Annotated in this window: 12 protein-coding genes; 5 read left to right on the top strand and 7 right to left on the bottom strand. The window is 38.5% G+C overall.

Going from position 1 to position 20,354, the window contains the following annotated elements:
- Positions 1–33: 33 nt before the first annotated feature.
- Positions 34–3,027, bottom strand: coding sequence for a SusC/RagA family TonB-linked outer membrane protein (locus H7U22_RS06415; protein WP_187070527.1), 2,994 nt, complete (start codon positions 3,025–3,027; stop codon positions 34–36).
- Positions 3,028–3,276: 249 nt separating this feature from the next.
- Between H7U22_RS06415 and uxuA the strand changes: the two genes are divergently transcribed.
- Positions 3,277–4,446 carry a mannonate dehydratase gene (gene uxuA / locus H7U22_RS06420; protein ID WP_187070528.1) on the top strand — a complete coding sequence of 390 codons (1,170 nt, stop codon included), beginning with the start codon at positions 3,277–3,279 and terminating at the stop codon, positions 4,444–4,446.
- A 2-nt stretch (positions 4,447–4,448) separates the two neighbouring features.
- On the opposite strand, the gene H7U22_RS06425 is transcribed toward uxuA, so the two are convergent.
- Positions 4,449–5,471: a LacI family DNA-binding transcriptional regulator gene (locus tag H7U22_RS06425; protein WP_187070529.1), complete on the bottom strand. Its 1,023-nt coding sequence runs from the start codon at positions 5,469–5,471 to the stop codon at positions 4,449–4,451.
- Between the two features lie 42 nt (positions 5,472–5,513).
- On the bottom strand, positions 5,514–6,674 hold the full coding sequence (locus H7U22_RS06430; protein WP_187070530.1) for an acyltransferase family protein: 1,161 nt from the start codon (positions 6,672–6,674) through the stop codon (positions 5,514–5,516).
- Positions 6,675–7,046: 372 nt separating this feature from the next.
- Between H7U22_RS06430 and H7U22_RS06435 the strand changes: the two genes are divergently transcribed.
- From H7U22_RS06435 to H7U22_RS06445, 3 genes are all read left to right on the top strand, one after another.
- Positions 7,047–8,267, top strand: a complete 1,221-nt coding sequence (locus H7U22_RS06435; protein ID WP_187070531.1) for a DEAD/DEAH box helicase — start codon at positions 7,047–7,049, stop codon at positions 8,265–8,267.
- 82 nt (positions 8,268–8,349) lie between these two features.
- Positions 8,350–8,820 carry a Dps family protein gene (locus tag H7U22_RS06440; RefSeq protein ID WP_187070532.1) on the top strand — a complete coding sequence of 157 codons (471 nt, stop codon included), beginning with the start codon at positions 8,350–8,352 and terminating at the stop codon, positions 8,818–8,820.
- A gap of 78 nt (positions 8,821–8,898) precedes the next feature.
- Positions 8,899–9,810 carry an AEC family transporter gene (locus H7U22_RS06445; RefSeq protein WP_187070533.1) on the top strand — a complete coding sequence of 304 codons (912 nt, stop codon included), beginning with the start codon at positions 8,899–8,901 and terminating at the stop codon, positions 9,808–9,810.
- A 587-nt stretch (positions 9,811–10,397) separates the two neighbouring features.
- Here the strand turns inward: H7U22_RS06445 and H7U22_RS06450 are convergent.
- A complete protein-coding gene (locus H7U22_RS06450) occupies positions 10,398–11,825 on the bottom strand; it encodes an L-serine ammonia-lyase (RefSeq protein WP_187070534.1) in 1,428 nt (475 codons plus the stop codon).
- A gap of 126 nt (positions 11,826–11,951) precedes the next feature.
- On the opposite strand from H7U22_RS06450, the gene H7U22_RS06455 reads away from it, so the two are divergent.
- Complete coding sequence (locus H7U22_RS06455; RefSeq protein WP_187070535.1) at positions 11,952–12,953, top strand: energy transducer TonB; 1,002 nt, start codon at positions 11,952–11,954, stop codon at positions 12,951–12,953.
- 7 nt (positions 12,954–12,960) lie between these two features.
- Here the strand turns inward: H7U22_RS06455 and H7U22_RS06460 are convergent, their stop codons facing one another.
- The 3 genes from H7U22_RS06460 to H7U22_RS06470 are packed head-to-tail and all read right to left on the bottom strand — an operon-like array spanning position 12,961 to position 20,053.
- A complete protein-coding gene (locus H7U22_RS06460; RefSeq protein ID WP_187070536.1) occupies positions 12,961–13,620 on the bottom strand; it encodes an MgtC/SapB family protein in 660 nt (219 codons plus the stop codon).
- Between the two features lie 26 nt (positions 13,621–13,646).
- Positions 13,647–14,669 (bottom strand): PorP/SprF family type IX secretion system membrane protein, encoded by a 1,023-nt coding sequence (locus tag H7U22_RS06465; RefSeq protein WP_187070537.1) that lies wholly within the window; start codon positions 14,667–14,669, stop codon positions 13,647–13,649.
- A complete protein-coding gene (locus H7U22_RS06470) occupies positions 14,666–20,053 on the bottom strand; it encodes a PKD domain-containing protein (RefSeq protein WP_187070538.1) in 5,388 nt (1,795 codons plus the stop codon). Before H7U22_RS06470 ends, H7U22_RS06465 begins: the two co-directional genes overlap by 4 nt.
- Between the last annotated feature and the right edge of the window lie 301 nt (positions 20,054–20,354).

A 20,354-nucleotide genomic window follows, 5' to 3' on the forward strand; every position in this document is an offset into this window, starting at 1 on the left:
CCTTATCAAATTAACTCGGCTAAGGGGAACTTTTTAGATTGGCGAAGAGGGGTCAATTTGAAGCGGTTTATCCACTAAACCACCAGCTTTAACATATGGCGAGTACAGAATAAAAGGGTTTTGAGCTGTTACATAAATTTTTACTTTTTGAGCACCTAATTTATTTGCGAGTTTATTGCTTAATGAGTAACCGAAGTTTATACTTCTCATTTTAATAAAACTGGCATCGTAATAACCCAAAGTACTTCCTGCATCACTGGTTAAGGCTGATGTAATTTGTCCGCCAGAAACGTTTGGTGATGGGAATACATTTGTAGGGTTAGTTGGGGTCCAATAATCTACAGCCAATTGGTTTCTACGTCCATCATTAATGGTTAAATAACCTGCAAGTGGCTGATGAATTTGACTAATTAATGTGCCACCGAAACGTGCATAAAGTACAAACGAGAAATCGAATCCTTTATAATTAAAACGGTTGGTAATACCGCCTTGAAGTTTGGCTTGTGCATTACCGATTACATATTTATCATCAACAGTTAATTTTCCATCACCATTGTGATCTTCCAACTTAAGCTGACCAGGAACAAATCCATATTTCGCTGCCTCAGCCGCTTCGTTAGTTTGCCAGATGCCAATTTTATTGTAATCAAAAATTGCCGTTAACGGTTGGCCCACAAATAACTGTGCGTTCGTAACCTGTGTAACGCTGCCATTTAAGGCCACTAATTTATTTCTATTGAAGTAAAAGTTTAAATCAGTTCCCCAAGAAAAACCACTTTCGGTTTTAATATTCTGACTTGAGATTGCTACTTCTAAACCTTTGTTGGTTACGTTTCCAATGTTGGTTAGGTATGGCTCAGAAATTCCAGAAGTTGGAGGCAAAGGAACACCATATAAAAGTTTATCCGTTTTTGCCGTATAATAATCTACACTACCTGTAATGCGGTTATCTAAAACTCCAAAATCTAAACCGATGTTTGTTGTACGTGTATATTCCCAATCTAATTTCGGATCAACAATTTTAGTTACATAATATCCAATTTGTGATGATGGTCCATAATTGTATCGAACATTATTGGATGCAACACCGCCCAAAGTACTGTAAGCGGGCACAGCCTGATTTGAGGTAATTCCGAAACCTGCACGAAGTTTTAAATTAGAAATAACCTTTAAGTTTTTCATAAACTCTTCGTTTGTGATGCTCCAACCTGCAGAAACTGCAGGATATTCTTTCCATTTATTTCCTGCTCCTAAACGTGAAGATCCATCTCTACGACCAGTTAAAGTAATCATGTATCGATCGTTGTACACATAATTTGCTCTTAACATCATCGAAATTAGCGTAGCTGATGATTCACTTCCGCCCAAGATGGCAACTGGCCCAACTGAAGATTGACCTAGATTGTAAAACTGAACGAAATCCGCAGTGATGGAATCTTTGCTAACTGAAGTATTGTGATATTGCTCACGTTCGAAACCAAATAATGCGGTAACCGAAACGCGATGTTTTTGGGCAAAGGTTTTATCGTAAGTAACTAAATTATCTAACGAATATTTTGTTCCTGTTCCGTTGTTAACAGATGCTGTGTTTCCTAATCCTGGTCTGAAATAACTGTTTGCACCTCTAAATTGATCACCCTCCTCTTGGTTAAAATCTAACCCTGCATTTAAACGATATTTCAATCCATCGATGATTTGAACTTCACCATAAAGACTGTTAAATGTACGGAAACGACGAACTCGATCTACCCATTGATTTTCATTTGTAAGAAGCATCAATGGATTGTAGGTTGTATTTAAATCGTCTAAATTTCCTGAGGGTTTAAGGTTTACACTTCCATCAGCATTATAAGGAGAGGTAAGTGGACTCAATGATAACAAGGGAAATACATTCAACCCAAATTGAGAACCATTGGTAATGCTAAAATTGGTTAAGTTATTAAAACCAATTTTTACACGTTTACCAACCTTAAAATCGCCCGTTGCTTTCATAGAAGCACGGGTAAAATCCTGACTAGGCAAAGCTGAAGTTTGTTTGAAATAACCTCCTCCTACTGAGAATTGACTTTGCTCACTTCCACCAGAAATGCTTAGGTTATTATCGGTCATGAAACCATCCTTATACAACAAATCTTGCCAATCTGTATTTCTACCACTTGCAATACCTGCTTTTTCGTCGGCCAAATAATCTTGAGTAAAAATGGAATAATCCCGTAATGCTCTGTATTGGTCAGCATCGTAAACATTGTATTTATTGGTAATTTTACTTACACCATAATAAGTATTAAATGAAACGCGGGTATCGCCAGCGATTCCTCTCTTGGTTGTAATTAAAACTACACCATTTGCACCACGAGATCCATAAATTGCAGTTGCTGATGCATCTTTCAATACGTCTAAACTTGCAATATCATCAGGATTAATGTCGTTCAATGTTCCGCTGTAAGGAATTCCATCAACCACAAAAAGTGGGTCGTTTGAGGCATTGATAGATCTTTCTCCACGAATTCGAATTTGTGCACCAGCACCGGGCCTTGTACCTACCGCTTGAACTTCTACCCCAGCCATTCTTCCTTGCAATGCCTGTTGAATGTTCGCAACAGGAACTTCTTTAATGGCGGCGCCACTCAAAGAAACTACCGAACCGGTTACGTCTCTACGCTTTTGTGTACCATAACCAATTACGACAACCTCATTAAGATTCTTCGAATCTGGCGTGAGGGTTACATTGTAAGTAGTTACACCATTTTTAATATCGATTTCTTGGGCCGGATAACCAATAAATGATACGATAATTGTTTTTTCATTTTCTGGAGCGCTGATGGTAAAAGTTCCATCATCTCCAGTAACTGTAGCTTTTCCAGAAAGCTTAAGTTTAATACCTGCACCGGGCAAGGGCAGATTTTTTTCATCTAATACTTTTCCCTTTAAAATTTTTTGAGCGAAAAGCAGGGATGGCGTCAGACCTAATAATAGGATTAGCAACACCACACACTTTAGAAAAGTTTTTTGTCTAGGTTTTCTCATAAAAGGTTCATTTTAATTTGCAGTTTTTGGCCTGCCATTTAAATAACCTTAAGGTTCTATTCGCCTGGTTAGAAGTGGAGAACGGAGCTTAAGTATATTTGGTTAGGTTAAAAGTAGAAATTAAAAAATTAATTTGCAACCGATTGCATAAAATATTTTTATTTTTTATTTTTTTGCGCCACAGATAGATAAAAATGGTGTATTTTTATACTGTACCGATTGCATTAATAATTTAAACTAACAAAAAATATGAATATGATACAAACCATGCGGTGGTATGGGCCAGATGATATTGTAAGCCTTACAGACATTAAACAGGCTGGATGTAGCGGTGTGGTAACAGCCTTACATCACATCGCAGTTGGCGAAATTTGGACTACAGAAGAAATTCAAAAAAGAAAGGTAGAAATAGAGAAATTTAACCTGATTTGGAGTGTTGTTGAGAGCTTACCCGTACACGAAGACATTAAAAAAAGAGCAGGAAACTACAAAACCTATATCGAAAATTATAAAATCAGTCTAGAAAATCTTGCTTCTTGTGAGATAAAAATCATCACATATAACTTTATGCCCGTACTAGATTGGATGCGAACCAATTTAAAATACAAAACCATCACGGGCGCTTTGGCCTTAAGATTTGAAAAAACAGCCTTTATTGCCTTTGATTTATTCTTGCTTAAAAGGCCAAATGCCAAAGATGACTATTCGGGGGAAGAAATAAATAAGGCCACAACTTACTTTGAACAGCTAAATGATGAAGCCAGAACTGAATTAATGGGTAATTGCTTACAGGGTCTGCCAGGAAGTAAAGACCATTTTACCCCTGAACAAGTTTTAGCACTATTAGATGGTTTTAAAGGAATTACAGCAGATATTTTAAGAGAAAACTTAACTACTTTCCTGTCGGAAATTACACCAACTGCCGATCAGCATGAAATGCAAATGGCCATCCATCCAGATGATCCACCTTATCCAATATTAGGTTTGCCAAGAATTATGAGTACCGAAGCAGATGCGCAATACATTTTAAATAAAGTGCCTGCAAAATCAAACGGTTTATGTTTTTGCAGTGGTTCTTTTGGCGCAAGGCCAGATAATGATTTACCCGGAATGCTTGAACGACTGGGCTCTAGAATTTATTTTCTGCACCTGAGAAGTACCGAAAGAGACGATGAAGGAAACTTTTTTGAAGCCAACCACTTAGAGGGTAATGCCAATATGTTTGCTTTGGTTAAAGAGGCGGTAAAATTAATGCAAAAAGAAAATCGATCTATCCCAATGCGACCGGATCATGGGCACCAAATGATGGATGATCTTGCTAAAAATCCTTACCCCGGTTATTCGGCTATTGGTCGTTTAAAGGGTTTGGCAGAAATCCGCGGATTGGAAATGGGGATCAGAAAAAGTTTGTTCGAATAAATTTAGGAAGGCAATTTAGTAGTAGATTGCCTTTCTACAACTGTTGGGTTAAGCACTACGTGATCTATATTTTGATAAGGATTTTGCTGAGCAATCATTTTTAAAAACATTTTTGCACATTCACTTCCCATTTGGTTGGCATGCTGATCTATGGTAGAAAGGTTTGGCGTAATGTATGCCGAAAAAGCCTCATTCGCGAAGCCAATAACACCTATTTCTGGTGGTGTTTCATCAACTTCCTTCAGTTTTTTAATCACGCCCAAAGCAGTAAAGTCATCTCCAGCGATAATTGCATCAGGCTTATCCGCTCCACGTAATAATTTTCCTGCACCAAATCTACCATCCTTAATAGATAAGCCTCCATAAACAATATTTTCCTCAAGCACCGGCAAATTATTTGCTTCGAGCGCCGCTTTATAACCTTTTAATCTATCGTTAAAAATTTTAATTTGATGGATGGTTGTAATGAAAGCAATTTTCTTATAACCTTGATCTATTAAATGCTGAGTAGCTAGATATCCGGCGCCAAAATCATCAAGCGTAACAGTTGGCACCTTTAAAGCCGGGTTTACTCGATCAAAAAGCACCAGTGGTTTATTTTGTTTTACAATTTCTGCGAAGTGAGAAACATCCTGAGTTTCTAAGGAGAGAGAAGCCATAATCCCATCTACTTGTGCCTCTAAAAGTGTTCTAACCCCATTAATTTCGTTCTCGACAGATTCGTTAGATTGATACAGAATTATTCGGTAACCGCTATCTTTCAAGCCTTCCTCTATGCTGTGAATTATTGATGCAAAAAAATGTGCCTGAACGCTTGGAACAATTACCCCAATAATATGCGTTTTACCAGATTTTAATGCTGATGCTAATCTATTTGGGCTATAATTTAGTTTTTTTGCCGTTTCAATTACCGCTTTCTTTGTGGCGTCGCTTATGGCAGGAAATCCGCTGAGGGCTCTAGATACAGTTGAAACTGTGATATTTAGCTCCTTGGCAATATCATATATGGTAGTTTTCTTTTTCAATCTTCAGCTTAATTCAATCGGTTGCTTTGGCCAATTTAGTAATTATACTTTAATTATGATGTTCTTTTTATACATAATCCAAAGGAGCACATAAAACCCAAGAACGTACGTAATTGCCCAAACTAATGATGCATTTATTGGGGAGAAAAAGGGTTGATAACAGGTGGCATAAAAATGAACCAGCAATGGTGTTTTAGTTCCATCTGCCTGGGTAACGGTAATCATATTTAATACTCGGGGCATTAAGCCTGCGAGGAAAAAAACCGTTATTGCATTTACCCCATAAACCACAAAAGGTATGGTAAATTTTTTATATCCCTGCACATCAATAAGCCAATAGCAAAGGGCTAAACCAATGGATGCAAGGCCTCCTGCATATAAAACGTAGGAGCTTGTCCACAATGCTTTGTTTATTGGAAACTGTAAATCCCATAATAAACCGGCAATAACGGATAGAAGCCCAACGGTGAAGAGCCAAGAAACTTTGGTTGCCTGATCCACATCTTTCCTGCGCATCCAAACCCCAACGAGTATCCCAAACAGGCAGGTTCCGATGGCGGGTAAAGTACTTAGAACACCTTCAGGATCCCAGGTTTTTGAAGACGCCCAAGTATGTGCTTCGGTTAGAATACCACGATCAATCCATGCCGCCAAATTAGTCTCTTTTTCCAAATTTGCGTAACCCACTCCAGGAACGGGAACAAACGTCATTAAAGCCCAATACACTGCAAGAATTACAATTAAGGTTTTGAAAATTGCTTTTTCTGATGCTTTAATAAAAATGATGCTGCTGATGATAAAAACAATTCCAATTCTTTGTAATACTCCGAGGATTCTTACCGTTTCAAAAGCCTCCCAAATGGATCTATGATCAATTATTGCATTTATAATTTTAGAGAAGATAGCTAGGAAAAAACCTAAAAAATAAAGTGTTAAGCCTCTTTTAACTGCTCTGAAAATTGTTTTATTGTGCGTTGATGGATCGGCTTTACTACTGCTCATGGCAAAGGCAATGGAAACCCCAACGATCCATAAGAAAAAAGGGAAAATTAAATCTGTTGGTGTACAACCATTCCATTCTGCATGTTCTAGAGGGGCGTAAATATGACCCCAACTTCCAGGATTGTTTACTAAAATCATGGCGGCTACGGTTAAGCCTCTAAAAAAATCTAAAGAGAGCAGGCGTTGTTTGGGTTCGGTCATGATTTGGGCTTGGTTAAGAAAACTAATTTAGAGCTTTGTTTTTATAATGAGAAATAAATCGTTGAATCGACTTACTAAGTTTAGGGTTGTCACGACAAACCTCGCAGGTTTTGAAAAACTACGAGGTTTAAATTCTTAAGAAATTTTAATTTAAACTCACTAGAAAACCAGACTTATTTGCAAAGGCCCGAGTTATCTAAACCCGATTTAACGGATGCCGATTTTTTCTTCGGCAGAAGAGAGGGCGGGACTATCGCAACCGATTTACACCGAACATTGCTTTCCAAATCCTTTAACATATCGAGTTTTAACTCCGGTTTGCTATTCGCCGTATTTTAAGGTACTTTTGCTAAAATAAATAAACACAACAGATTGAATTTTAACGACTTTAATTTTAACCCCGACTTATACGAAGGCCTGATGGCGATGGGGTATAAAAGCGCTACTCCGATACAAGAACAAGCCATTCCCGTAATTTTAGATAATCACGACCTTATTGCCTGCGCCCAAACAGGGACTGGAAAAACAGCCAGTTATTTACTTCCGGTGATGGATAAAATAATGAGGGCGAAAGATAGGCACAACAATACTTTAATTTTAGCGCCAACGCGTGAGCTTGCTCAACAGATTGATTTACAGGTTGAAGCGCTTGCGTATTTCACCAACATCAGCTCGCTTGCTGTTTATGGCGGTGGTGATGGCATTGCTTACGAACAACAAAAACGCTCGATGCGTGATGGTGTTGATGTAATTATTGCAACCCCTGGTCGCTTGATGGCGCACCTTTCTTCTGGTGTTTTAAAATTGGAACATTTGCAGCATTTAATTTTAGATGAGGCCGATAGAATGCTGGACATGGGTTTCTATGACGATATTATTCGCATCATCAGTTACTTGCCAGAAAAACGCCAGACACTCTTGTTCTCGGCTACAATGGCGCCAAAAATTAGGGCAATGGCGGGCAAGATTTTGCACGAACCACAACAAATTACCATCTCGATTGCTAAACCTGCTGAGGGAATTAACCAACAGGCATACCTTATACATGACCAGCAAAAACAGGCTTTATTGACTGATATTTTTAAGGATGGTACTTATAAAAGCAGTATCATTTTTGTTTCTACAAAGGATAAAGTTAAAGCACTGTACAAAACTTTTAAAAGTTTAGGAATTAAAGCGGAGGCTTTCCATTCAGATTTAGGGCAGAAAGAACGCGAAGATATTTTACTTGCTTTTAAAAATAGAAGATTGCCAATTTTAATTGGAACGGATGTTTTATCTCGCGGTATTGATGTAGAGGGAATCGATTTGGTGATCAATTACGATGTTCCGGGCGACCCTGCAGATTATGTGCATAGAATTGGAAGAACGGCCAGAGCTTCGACAAAAGGAACTGCAATTACTTTAGTTAACGGTAAGGATAAGCGCAAGTTTGATAATATTGAGAAATTGATTGAAAAGGAAGTTCCGAAAATGACTTTGCCTGAGCATATTTCAGCAATGGAAATTACCCATGTTGAGGAGAAAAGACCGCATCAAAATAATGGCAAGAAAAAGGTTTGGCACAAGAAAAAGCCGAAACCAACCAGCTAAATTATTTAACAAAAGCATGATATTAACTTTCTTGTTTTAAAACTATTAAGAGTAAATTTAATTTATCAAAATAGAAAAAATCATGAAAACAAATATTGGAATATCGCCCGAAAACAGACAAGCAGTTTCAGAACAATTGGCTAAATTATTAGCCGATGAATATGTTTTATATACCAAAACCCGTAACGCTCATTGGAATGTTGAAGGCGCTGATTTCTTATCAAAGCACAAATTTTTTGAGGAACAATACGGTTTATTAGAGGGGTTTATCGATAGCGTTGCAGAGCGAATCCGTAAGATTGGACATTATGCTCCTGCTACCCTTAAAAACTTTTTAGCGCTAACGCATTTAACAGAATACAGCGAAAGAAAAAATGATAGCCTTGGCTACATTAAGGATTTATTAGCTGACCACGAAACCATTATTGAATTCATAAGAGGAAATATTAATCCAATTGCTGATGAGTATGGCGATGCCGGAACCAGCGATTATTTGACTGGTTTAATGGAAGAGCATGAAGAAATGGCCTGGATTTTAAGAGCGCATTTATAAAATAATTTTCTTTTCGAAACGCCAATAGGATTAATTCTTATTGGCGTTTTTCTTTTATCGCTATCTTTGCCGTATTCAATGGCAAATTTCATTTTAATCGGACTATGTATCCTCGCGGGAATTCTTTTCCGCAAAAGTAAAACCTTACCAAAAGACGCTCATAAGGGCATTAATGCTTGGATAATTTACATCGCTCTTCCTGCGGTTTCATTTAAATATCTCCCGCATATTACCTGGACAAAAGACTTATTATTTCCTGCTTTGGCCCCGATTTGTATCTGGATGTTGGGTTGGTTATTCATCACCATTTATTCGAAGTTTACAAAAATTAGCAGGGCCACTTCTGGTGGATTGAAACTGGTGAGTTCGTTGAGCAATACTTCGTTTATTGGTTTTCCGTTAATTATCGCCTATTTCAGCGAAAAGGAATTGGCTATTGCCATAATCTGCGACCAGGTTACTTTTACGTTATTATCTACCATTGGTATTATTGTTGCAATTCGTTCTTCGCAACAGCAGAAATTAAGTGCTAAACTTGTACTTAAAAAAGTGCTTACTTTTCCCCCATTGATTGGTTGCGTTTTGGCCTTGATTTTACCTCGATATTTAAACTTATCTTCTTTGGATATTCTCTTTGATAAACTGGCCGGAACTGTTGGTCCGCTGGCCTTATTTTCTATTGGATTACAATTGAAATTTGGAGGATGGTTTAGTGAAATCAAACACATCAGCTTTGCTTTATTATACAAATTGATTTTGGCACCACTTTCAATTTTGGTTATCGCTTTGCTTTTAGGGATGAACGGCATGATTACCAAAATCACGATTTTCGAAATGGCAATGCCGACATTGTTAACCGCTGGCGTTGTTGCCGACCAATATAATTTAAATCCAAAGGTTTCTAATCTGGTGGTTGGGATAGGGATTTTGTTATCGTTTATTACAACGGGGCTTTGGTGGTTGGTGTTGAATTATTCGGGTTTGTTTTAGGTTTACCGGCAAAAGGGTTTTACGATATAAGGCATTTAAGAAAATATAAGTTGGATGCAGAGATTTTAGCCAAAAAGGCACAAAAGAACACAAAGGCTTAAAGAGAATTTAACCACAGATAAGAAAAGATGAACACAGATATTGATAACTTGGTTTAAATTCTGTCCTTGAAATCCCTCTCTTCCGGAGAGGGACAGCACAAACCCACCCAATCCACTACCTTTAAATAGGGTGAGGCCTTTTAACCACAAAGGCACAAAAGAACACAAAGACTTAAAGAGAATTTAACCACTAGGTTTAACTTCTTGCCCTCTAAATCCTTGATACCTTGGTTTAAATTGCTACACTTCAAATCCTTCTCCTTCGGAGAGGGACAGCACAAACCCACCCAATCCACTAGCTTTAAATAGGGTGAGGCCTTTTAACCACAAAAGAACACAAAACTTAAAGAGAATTTAACCACAGATAAGAAAAGATGAACACAGATATTGATAACTTGGTTTAAATTCTGTCCTTGAAATCCCTCTCTTCCGGAGAGGGACAGCACAAACCCACCCAAACCATTACCTTTAAATAGGTGAGGCCTTTTAACACTCAGGCAAACTAATCGGGATATTCGTAGCCAAACCACCATCAGAAGTCTCTTTATATTTAGCATTCATATCTAAGGCTGTTTCCCACATCGTATTCACTACCGCATCTAAACTTACCTTTGCTTTATCAGGATTACTTTGTAAAGCCAACTGACTTGCGGTAATCGCCTTTATTGCCCCCATGGTATTTCTTTCGATGCAAGGAATTTGAACTAGTCCACCGATTGGGTCACAGGTTAAACCTAAGTGATGCTCCATAGCGATTTCCGCAGCCATTAAAACCTGTCTTTGAGAACCGCCTAAACATTCGGTTAATGCTGCAGCAGCCATTGCAGAAGAAACTCCAATTTCTGCCTGACAACCACCCATCGCAGCTGAGATGGTTGCTCCTTTTTTGAAGATGCTTCCAACCTCTGATGCACAAGCAATAAACTGAATGATTTTCTCATCAGAATAACCATCACAGAAAGCGATATAATATTGTAAAACAGCTGGAATTACACCTGCTGCACCATTTGTTGGCGCTGTAACTACTCGTCCGAATGAAGCATTTTCTTCGTTAACAGCAAGTGCAAAGCAACTTACCCAATCTAATATATAATTGAAGCCATTTCCACCGTTTCTGATCGCGGTTAACCAGCTATCATAATCGTGGTATTCACTCTTGCCAATCAACCTTTTATTTAATGGAAACGCTCTTCTGGCAACATCCAATCCACCCGGTAAAAAACCTGTAGTGTGGCAACCTCGGTAAGTGCAATCTCGCATTACGGCGAAATGTTGAAGTATGCCCGCTTTGGTAACCGATTCTGGTCGCCAGGCAGTTTCATTTTCCATTACTATTTCGCTCACTTTTAATCCTGTAGATAAACACCAATGCAAGAGTTCTTTTGCTTTTTCAACCGGAAAGGGCAAATCAACCTGCACCTTTTGGCTATTATCTTCCCCCTCTTTAACTACAAAGCCACCACCTATGGAATAATAAGTTTCAGAAAAAGCCTTACCACTTTTTAAAAAGGCTTGAAAAGTAACCGCGTTCGGATGAAACGGGAGACTTTCGGCAAAAAGGAAAAGTAAATCGTTATTGTAATCGAAATTAATAATTAACTGCCCTGCTAAATTTAGTTTTTTACTGGTTTGAATTCCTTCAAAAGTTGGTGTAACTGCATCAACATCAAAAGTTACAGGATCTGCTCCAGTTAAGCCCAAAAGAATAGCAACATCTGTTCCATGGCCTTTACCTGTTTTAGCAAGTGAGCCGTAAAGCAATATTTTAACCATCTCCACATCCTCTAGAAGATTTTTTTCTTTAAGTGATGCGGTGAATTGTTGGGCAGCTCGCCACGGACCAAGCGTGTGAGAACTTGATGGGCCAATGCCTATTTTAAAAATATCGAAAACCGAAATCTGTTCTTTAATCATGAAGCTAGTTAGTTGTACAAAGCTAAGATTTGTTTTAATAAAATTATCTTCTGAATATAATGTCTTCTTTACAAGAATTTAATTTAATCCGTTTTAATATTTATCAATTCTAATTAGATTTACCAAATGAAATTACGCTTCCTCACCACCGTATTATTTGCATTATGTTTATCTGTTCAGGCACAGAAAAAACAAAATATTTATTATCTAAAGGATAATGGAAAAGAGGTTTTAGACCAAAAAGAAGCCGATCTTATAAGGGTTATTCAAGAACCGGATTCTGGAGATACCCGTTTCAAATTAATAGAATTTTTTAAAAATGGAAAAAAGAAATCTCAGGGGTATGTAAGTGCTTTCGAGCCCAGATTAATTTTTGAGGGGCCTGTTTTAAGTTTTGATAGTACAGGTAGAAGAACTCAAATTATGAATTATGATAAAGGTGTTCTCTCTGGAACCTCCATATTTTATCACAGCAATGGCAAAGAGAAACGAAGAGCAGAGTACATTAAGAATACACCCATAGATAACCAAATGATTGGAATTAGTTCATCATTAAACGAATTCATATTCAATACAAATTCCAAAATTATTTACGATGCAGATTCTAATGGTGTGGCTAATATTGTGGATGGAAACGGCCATTTAAAAGAAATTACGAAATACAAAGATGACGAGCTTGTAGAGGAAGGCGATTATGTTAACGGATTTAAGCAAGGCATCTGGACCGGAAAGTTTTCTAAAAATACAGATACCTATAAAGAAACCTACGATGCTAATAAATTGATCTCAGGAGAAAGTACTAAAGAAGGCAAAACTTACTCTTATACTACAAACATGGAGGCTCCCGAATTTCCGGGAGGACAAAAAGCATGGAATAACTATTTAGGCTCAGCGACCAAATACCCTGCTGATGCGCAAAAAGCGGGTGTTAGAGGAAAAGTTATGGCAATCTTTGTGGTTGATCAAAAGGGAAATCTTGTCGATATTAAGATAATCTCATCCGTTTACCCCTCTATAGATGAAGAAGCACGACGGGTATTAAGTTCGGCTCCACGTTGGAAACCAGCTAAACAAAAAGGAATTCCCGTTAGAGTGAAATATAATCAGAATATTAATTTCAACTTTTAGTTAGCCTTTAAAAATCAAACTCTATAATTTCATTATCCTTTAACATTTTTTCAACGAATTTTTGATGGTTCTTCGGTGTTCCCGTAGCTACCCAATTTCCTGTAATAATGTTATTTACCAGTTGATGCTTTCCGCGTTGGGGCTTAAGTTTGTTCTCTCTAAAAACTTCTTCATAGCTTTCCAAATCGCCGTGGGCATGTTGTTTTTTAACGATTCGATAAATACGTTTTGTAAAACGGCGATCGCCAATTTCTTCTAGGAAAGGAAAGATAATTAGCGCCAAAAGCACAACGATGGTAACGCCGATTGCCTGTTCATAATAGCCCGAACCTATTGCCATGCCGATGGCTGCAACAATCCAGATGATGCAAGCGGTTGTTAAACCTTTAACTCTGTTTTCCTCTTTAAAAATTACTCCCGCTCCTAAAAATCCTATTCCGGTTACAATATTTGAGGCAATTCTATCTTGACTTGTGGCGCCTATTTTTATAGAAAGAATTGTAAATAATGTGGCGCCCAAGCCGATCATCATCATGGTTTTTAGCCCGGCTGATTTACTTCGATATTCGCGTTCAGCGCCAATTAAGCCACAAAGGAGTGTAGCTAAAAGAAATTTATTGACTTCGCTTTGCGTTATAAAATGGTTGCTATCTAGTAGATCGTTCATTTTGGCTTCAATTTAACAAAGCCAAATTAATAAAAATCGTAACATCTTAAGCCATTTGCTCTACCACCATTAGAACTATTTGGAAAATATTTTTCATAGCCAACTCCAATTTCTGTAGATCCGCTGGTATTGGTATAGTTAAGTTTCGAGGTTGTAGCGTCGTGACTAATTCCTAATCTAAATTTCTCTCCATTGGTTCTACGATTAAAAATATCGAAGATTACCGAAAATACAATTGCATCGTTGCCGTTAGAATTTCCATCATTACGATACCAAATGCCTGCATTAATACCTGCGTATTTAAACTGAGTACCAAAACTGTACGACATCACATTCTGCTGTTTATAAACCACCACAGAGGGAATTAGATAGGTTCCATCTCGATCATATTGATCCGGAATCAAAGAAAGTTTATAACTCAAGTTTCCAGAAATACGGATCGGGAGCTTAGATTGAAAACCACTTAAAGATTCGTCTGGGCGATTGAGGTGATGCATTCCTGCTCCCAGCATAAATTTTCCATATACCAAATTGGCGCCGGCATTTGCATCGAAGTAAAAGCGACTATCTACACTCGGCCTTTCTGCACCAGACACACTGCCCGGAATGTAACCCTGACTCAAATCTACCTGATCGCCAAAAACAAGCTTACTCCAATCTAACTTTTGATTGGTGATACCGCCTTGCAAACCAAAAGACAGCGTAAAATCATCGCCTCCAATAATATAAGAATAACTTAGGGCTACATTATTTTTGACTAAATAAGCTGTTCCCTCACTACTTCGGTTAAAAATTATGCCTAAGCCACTGTTAATCTTCTGCAGGTTTAAATCTGCCGATGCGCTCATGTACGAAAAATCGCTGGCTAAGCCTGTCCATTGATTTCTATACAAAGCATTAAACCGAATATCGCCCTCGAACTGTCCTGTTAGTGCCGGATTTAAGTAAATCGGTGCATTATAAAATTGCGAGAATATATGATCTTGCCCAAAAGAAATTAAAGGCAAGCTCAGCACAAGCATAAAAAACATCATCCTCCTCATCATCATCTTATTAAATATATTAAGCCTGTTTTTCTCGGTGGAGAAGAATCATATGTCATTCCTTTCCAATCGCTTCCATTAATAAATTTTACTTCTATGCGCCAATAATAAACGCCTTGTTGTTGTGGTTGTCCATTGTAAGTTCCATCCCAGCCCTCCATTGGTGCATTATCATCAAGTTTTGTGGTTTCCCAAAGCATTTGCCCCCACTTATTAAAGATCATCATGTGCCAATCCTGAATTCCTCTCCCCTTTGCCTTAAAAATTCGAAGTTCGTTTTTAGCACTTGCGGGCATAAATGAATTAGGCAGATTTAAAAAGCCTGGTACACCAATAATCCGCACCGATTGGAAAGTATTTGAAGAGCAACCTTCTTTACTTAAAATTTTGAGCGTTACATTATAAACGCCTTCTTCAGCATAGGTATGAATTGGGTTTTGAAGCGTAGAAACAGAGCCATCTCCAAAACTCCACTCCCAGCTTACGGCACCTAAACTGGTATCTTTAAAACTAAAAGTATAATTAGGAATCGATGTTTCATTACCGGGACTTATTGTAAAAAATGCTTGTGGTGGCGCAACTATACTGATGTAATTTTGTACCGTTACAGTATTTTTACAGCCCAAAAGATTAGTTGAAGTTAAGGTAACTGTATAATTTACACCCGAACCTTTGTAAGTATGCTGAGGTTCAAATTCTGCTGACGTGGTTCCATCTCCAAAATCCCATAGGTAACCAATCGCATTTTTACTGCTGTTTTTAAATTTCACCAAAGTTCCATCACAACCTATCGTTCTATCTGATGTAAAGCCAACTGTTGGCTGATCCAAGACCGTTATCGTTTCTGTTGTTTGTGCATTCGAGCAATTGTTCGAGGCATATAACGTAACCGTATATACACCAGCTTTTGTAAATACATGCTGAACAACTTCTGGTGCAGAATTGGTAACTTGTGTCCCACTTCCATCACCAAAATCATAAACAAAACGATTAGCACCTTTGGTGTTGTTGAAAAAATTAACGGTTAATGGTGCGCAACCCTGCAACTCGCCAGCATTTACTACCATTTCTGGCGTAATATTATTTGGGGAAACCCGAAGGGTGTAATTCGAAGTGCTTTTACCACAGGCATTTTCGGCCGTCATGGTAATTACATAATCGCGAACGACCAAAGTGGTAAATAAATGGCTAACCGTACTTCTATCCGTCGTGGTTACAAGTGGAGAACCATCATTAAAATCGAAGGTATATGTTGTTCCAGAACTCTCCGGAGATGTATTACTAAAATTAACCGTCAAAGGCGAACAGCCTGCGGTTTTATCAGGACTAAAAATTGAAACGGCTTTTCCTTGAACAAATACCGTTGAGGTTTGAGTTGTTGTTCCGCAAGGGGTAACTGCACTTAGAATTACGGTGTAGGTAACGTCTTTTCCTGTCGGGTCTGCCTGATAAATTACAGCTGGTGGTTGAGCCAGGTTTGATGTAGTTCCATTACCAAAATCCCATTTAAAGGCAGAAGCAGTTAGAGAGTTTGAGGTATTGGTAAAATTAACCGATAATGGCCCGCAACCTTGGGTTGCAGATTGTGTATAACTCGCCGTTACACTTTGCTGGGTTGAAAATGTGTGTGAAGTTTCTGCACCAATACAGCCCAAACTACTGGTAACAACAAGTTTGATAATAACACTTTTATTATCGCCAACAATGGTAAAACCAGGGAAAGTAATTCCTGTTCCAATTTGAACATTATCTGCAAACCAAGTATAAGTATTGTTTCTATCGGGGTATGGCGTTGCCTTAACATTGGTAGGGGTTAAAACAAATGGCGGACAGCCCGTATCAGAAGTATAAGTAATTTCTGCTCTAGCCGGAGGATTTAAAGTGATTTTAACTTGATTGCTTAAATTACCAGAACAAGCTCCACTGGAAACCGATCGCCTATATAAAACAGTTGCTGTTGGTGCTGGAGGTGTAAAGTTAATTCCGGTAGCGCCATTAACATCAACCCAAGTTACACCATTATCTAAACTAGATTGCCATTGATAAAGGTAAGTCCCACTTCCACCAGTTGGTGTAGAACCCGTAATTTGATTCGCAACACCGCCAACACAAATACTTTGATCGGCAGAAATTGTATTGTTTCCCAAACCCGGCAAGGTCTGAATTTGAATTGAATTGCTGTTTGAGGTACACGTATTACTGTTTACAATCCTTCTATAAAAAGTGGAAGCCGTAATGGGTATTGTTAGATCTTTTCCTGTTTGTCCATTAACATTAGCCCAGGTTGCCCCATCAGGACTACTTTGCCATTGGAAAGTATAAGTGCCACTTCCGCCGGTTGGCGTATTGCCAATAATGGAGATATTAGATCCAGAACAAACCGTTGTAAAGGTAGAGGTTATGGTATTTATTAAACTTGGATAATAAGTAACCATTGTCTCAGAAAAAGTGGTGGGGCAGGTTGCGAAACCAGTTATTGTCCATCTAAAAGTGTAATTCTCTCCGGGAATCAAGCCTGTTACCGTTGTGTTATATAAAGTTGGATCTGTAATGGTAACGCCAGTTTGAGCAGAAACTAAAGTCCATGTTCCCGTATATGGCGCAGGATTATTTCCATTTAACGTGGCTTGATTTCCACTACATAAACTTTGATTGGCTCCAGCATTAGAAGCCGTTGTACCTGCATTAACGGTTATGGTGCTTACTGTAGAACTAGCCTCCGCACATACTCCATTAGATACAATTGCCCTAAATTTGGTTGTCACCGTTAAGTTTGAGAAAACATAAGGATTTGCTGTCGATACAATCGGAATCCAGCTCACCCCGTTATCAACCGATCTTTCCCAGCGAATGATATTTCCAATTTGACCTACTAAGCCAATATTGCCACCATTTGTTCCACTACAAACTGCTACATCTCCACTTGTTGTTCCGCCAGAGCTTTGCGCTCTAACGGTTACAATCAGTGTAAAAGGAACACCGTCACAGTTATTTAATCGAGGCGTAATTAGGTAAGTTACTGTAGCATCGGCTGATAAATCGCTATTGGTTATTAAATCATTTATGGGTCCTGAGCCAGAGGCCGTAAAACCAGAGGCCGTGGTAGAGCCTGTTGCTGTCCAAGTAAATGTTGCGCCAGCAGGGCTACTTATCGGTGTGTAGTTAACGTTTGTTTCTGTACAAATTGTTTTTGTTGCTGGGCTGGTGATGGTGAGATTTGGTTCAATTTTTAAAACAACTTCATCATCAACCTGCGCACATGGCCCAGTTAAACCTGTAATTGCTCTTAAAATTAAATTAACACTTCCTGCTGTTTTTTCGGCTGCTGTTGGTGTGTAAGTTGCAGTTAATGTATTTCGATCTGGCAAAAAGGTTCCTAACCCACCTATCCAACTTTGGCTCGTAGTGGTTCCGGTTATTACTCCATTTAAAGTAAAGCTTGCCCCAATAAAACAGGTTGTTTGGTCTGGTCCGGCATTTACAACAGGTGCTGTAATAAAAGTTAGTTTTTGTGATGCGGTAGCCGTTCCACAATTGTTGGTGTGGGTCACGGTTACTGTATATTCTACATAATCATTAAATTTTATGGATGGATATTGTGAGGTTGCGCTTGTTCCGCCCGTAAAAGTGAAACTTCCACCGGTAACGGTCCACAAATATGGCGTTACGGCTCCTGGAGCACTTCCTGTTAGAGTAGTTTTTGTAGGACCAGTTGTGGTTGGATTAAAATCGTAAGTAGCTAAATTACATAGAACAATATCTGGAGATAAAACAGCAGTAGGACTTGCGTTTACAACAACAGTTTGTGGCGCTGAAACGATATTTCCACAAGAGGCTGATGAAATGCTTAGCGTAATCACATAGTTTCCAGGAACAGTAAAATTAAACTCAGGCTCTTTACTCGTTGCTGTTGTTCCGTTCGCAAAAGTAACGGCAGGAGTAACGGTCCACGAGTAATTATTTGTTGCGCTACAAATTGGATCTATAATCGAAATATCTGTCGCCTTAAGCGTGCTTGGCGCACATACAGTATGTGAAGGAAGTGTAAACGCCGGCTTCGGAGGATCTTGAATACAGATGGGCATTTCAACAGGATCTGCATTACATGCTCCATTACTGTTAGATTCTAGCCGAATAACATGAGGGCCGTGTGTTGCGAAGATTTTAACTAAACTAAATGATCTAGGTTGGTTGGCTTTTTCGAGCACACCATCCACAAACCAATTATAGGTTACATTATTTGGCGTACAACCCGGTGTATTCGTGTTGGGGTTTTCTCCAACAATTGATGTATTTACAAATGTGATATTGGTTGCGGTACAGCCTGGCGTACTAAAAGCGAAAGAGTTTACGGGCTTAACTACAACTTTTGCCGTTGTAGAAACCGCGGTTCCAACATCACCACAAAAACTGTTATTTACGCTTACTACAACATCAAAAACATTATAAATTGTTCCGCTACTTCCTGTTGAGTTTATTCCACATGATGATTTGGTGTAGAGATGCCTAACCTTATCCGAATTGGTTAAAATATCGCATAAAGTATAGGTCGAAGTGGTGTTATCTCCCCAATTAATTTTATAAATATCTCCCGGAAAGTTATTTTGGATTCCGCCCGTACCAGAAGTTGTAACCGTGAATTCTAAAAACCCCGCTGGTAAACAAACAATATTATTCCCGCTAGTTGCAAAAGCAGTTACCACAGTATTGTTCACAATTAAATAAGCTTTTGTACCAACAGTTCCATTTGGCATTACGGCTTTGGCAAAAACTGTATAATGTGCCAGTTGAGCTTTGAACGTAGGCACGCCCGAAGTAAAATTTAAATTTGCTGGTGCTCCGCCATTAATTTCATCGGTAACGGTTGCTGTAACGGTACTTCCAACTGTAGATAAATCATTAAAAAAGAAATCCTTATTGGCCGATGGGATACAGGTTCCAAATGTTTCCTGATTTGAGGCATTCAATAAGGGAGCTGAAGAAATTTTTGCGGAAACCGTAGGACCAGCCTTAACCTCAAAAGGACCAGAAATTGAACTGATCATTGCTGGCGTGGTCGATTTTATTCTAACCCGATAACCTGTTCCTGCAGGTGTGCCAATTGGAATAACTCCATTAACATAGGTACTGTAAAAACTATTATAGGTGCCGATTAACGTTTCTGTAGCAAAATTACCACTCGCATCTGATAGATATAATTGAAATGTATTTCCTGGAGTGATGCAGGTTGCAGGATCGATATCAAATGCAGCTGCAATTGTACTCCCTGGAGTATATGGACCCGCATCAACAGTTGTGATGGTTAATTGAGCGAAACAAGATGAGGTAAAAAACAATACCCCAAAAAATAGGGCAACATAAGGCCACTTCCTTCTACAACTGGTCTTCATAAATCTCTAACACTAAGGGAATCATTTAAAGAGCGCACCTTTTAAGAATCAGAAGCTGTTTGGTGTGCTCTTCTGAGAGAGTAACTTAAAAGGGGATGTTGGATAAAAATATCTTCTATATTTATTCTTTAAATAATCTGTTTCAAAGAACGTAATTTTTTGCTTACAATATCAAATATTTACACGAATCGAGGGAGGTAAAAAGCCCTCAAACATCCACAAAACCCATATTGAAGCCTATTTGGGCATAAAAAAACCCCCAAGCTTTTTAAGCTCGGGGGAATAATATTACACGAAAGTA

Origin of the sequence: Pedobacter fastidiosus (assembly GCF_014306625.1) — a bacterium.
Lineage (GTDB): Bacteria > Bacteroidota > Bacteroidia > Sphingobacteriales > Sphingobacteriaceae > Pedobacter > Pedobacter fastidiosus.

Bases quoted from the DNA above. Each gene is read 5' to 3' on its own strand.
- H7U22_RS06450 (WP_187070534.1), bottom strand. From the start codon at position 11,825: ATGATTAAAGAACAGATTTCGGTTTTCGATATTTTTAAAATAGGCATT.
- H7U22_RS06470 (WP_187070538.1), bottom strand. From the start codon at position 20,053: ATGAAGACCAGTTGTAGAAGGAAGTGGCCTTATGTTGCCCTATTTTTT.
- H7U22_RS06415 (WP_187070527.1), bottom strand. From the start codon at position 3,027: ATGAGAAAACCTAGACAAAAAACTTTTCTAAAGTGTGTGGTGTTGCTA.
- H7U22_RS06445 (WP_187070533.1), top strand. From the start codon at position 8,899: ATGGCAAATTTCATTTTAATCGGACTATGTATCCTCGCGGGAATTCTT.
- H7U22_RS06455 (WP_187070535.1), top strand. From the start codon at position 11,952: ATGAAATTACGCTTCCTCACCACCGTATTATTTGCATTATGTTTATCT.
- uxuA (WP_187070528.1), top strand. From the start codon at position 3,277: ATGAATATGATACAAACCATGCGGTGGTATGGGCCAGATGATATTGTA.
- H7U22_RS06465 (WP_187070537.1), bottom strand. From the start codon at position 14,669: ATGATGATGAGGAGGATGATGTTTTTTATGCTTGTGCTGAGCTTGCCT.
- H7U22_RS06460 (WP_187070536.1), bottom strand. From the start codon at position 13,620: ATGAACGATCTACTAGATAGCAACCATTTTATAACGCAAAGCGAAGTC.
- H7U22_RS06440 (WP_187070532.1), top strand. From the start codon at position 8,350: ATGAAAACAAATATTGGAATATCGCCCGAAAACAGACAAGCAGTTTCA.
- H7U22_RS06430 (WP_187070530.1), bottom strand. From the start codon at position 6,674: ATGACCGAACCCAAACAACGCCTGCTCTCTTTAGATTTTTTTAGAGGC.